This window comes from Vibrio sp. 1580, from assembly GCF_033340055.1.
Genome location: NZ_JAWOVT010000047.1, coordinates 1 through 1,553 on the forward strand (window position 1 = coordinate 1; position 1,553 = coordinate 1,553).

The 1,553-nt window shown below is 45.4% G+C and carries 1 protein-coding gene and 1 pseudogene; both read left to right on the forward strand.

Annotated elements, in window-relative coordinates; all coding sequences use genetic code 11:
• Nucleotides 1-68: 68 nt before the first annotated feature.
• Entirely contained in the window at nucleotides 69-1,277 is a 1,209-nt protein-coding gene (locus tag R7093_RS23895; protein WP_318146846.1) for an IS4-like element ISVsa5 family transposase, read from the forward strand.
• 13 nt (nucleotides 1,278-1,290) lie between these two features.
• Nucleotides 1,291-1,553 (forward strand): annotated as a pseudogene (locus tag R7093_RS23900) (GMC family oxidoreductase N-terminal domain-containing protein); the annotation flags it as partial.

Consider the following 1,553-nt stretch of genomic DNA (forward strand, 5'->3'; position numbering starts at 1 on the left):
TTAAGGTAGATGCACATCTTGTCATGTGATCAAATGGTTCTGAGAAAAATCAATAACCAGACAACAAGATGTGCGAACTCGATATTTTACACGACTCTCTTTACCAATTCTGCCCTGAATTGCACTTAAAACGACTCAACAGTTTAACGCTGGCTTGCCACGCATTACTTGAATGTAAAACGCTCACTCTTACCGAACTTGGTCGTAACCTGCCAACGAAAGCCAGAACAAAACATAACATCAAACGAATCGACAGATTGTTAGGTAATCGTCACTTGCACAAAGAGCGACTCGCTGTATACCGTTGGCATGCCAGCTTTATCTGTTCAGGTAATTCGATGCCCATTGTTCTTGTTGACTGGTCTGATATCCGTGAGCAAAAACGGCTTATGGTATTGCGAGCTTCAGTCGCACTACACGGTCGTTCTGTTACTCTTTATGAGAAAGCGTTCCCGCTTTCAGAGCAATGTTCAAAGAAAGCTCATGACCAATTTCTAGCCGACCTTGCGAGCATTCTACCGAGTAACACCACACCGCTCATTGTCAGTGATGCTGGCTTTAAAGTGCCATGGTATAAATCCGTTGAGAAGCTGGGTTGGTACTGGTTAAGTCGAGTAAGAGGAAAAGTACAATATGCAGACCTAGGAGCGGAAAACTGGAAACCTATCAGCAACTTACATGATATGTCATCTAGTCACTCAAAGACTTTAGGCTATAAGAGGCTGACTAAAAGCAATCCAATCTCATGCCAAATTCTATTGTATAAATCTCGCTCTAAAGGCCGAAAAAATCAGCGCTCGACACGGACTCATTGTCACCACCCGTCACCTAAAATCTACTCAGCGTCGGCAAAGGAGCCATGGATTCTAGCAACTAACTTACCTGTTGAAATTCGAACACCCAAACAACTTGTTAATATCTATTCGAAGCGAATGCAGATTGAAGAAACCTTCCGAGACTTGAAAAGTCCTGCCTACGGACTAGGCCTACGCCATAGCCGAACGAGCAGCTCAGAGCGTTTTGATATCATGCTGCTAATCGCCCTAATGCTTCAACTAACATGTTGGCTTGCGGGCGTTCATGCTCAGAAACAAGGTTGGGACAAGCACTTCCAGGCTAACACAGTCAGAAATCGAAACGTACTCTCAACAGTTCGCTTAGGCATGGAAGTTTTGCGGCATTCTGGCTACACAATAACGAGGGAAGACTTGCTCGCGGCTGCAACCCTGCTTGCTCAAAATCTATTCAAACATGGTTGTGCTTTGGGGAAATTATGAGGGGATCTCTCAGTACCAAGCATGCTTACCGTACTTCCGCAAATCTGAATCTTGGGTCGGTGGTGCTGATGAGTACCGCGGTGACAGCGGTCCGCTGGGCACATGTAGCGGCAATGACATGAAGCTGAACCCGTTGTATGAAGCCTTTATTGAGGCTGGTAAAGAGGCGGGCTATCCAGAAACTGACGATTACAACGGTTTTCAGCAAGAAGGCTTCGGTCCGATGCATATGACCGTTGATAAAGGCATTCGTGCTTCAACCTCTAATGCATACTT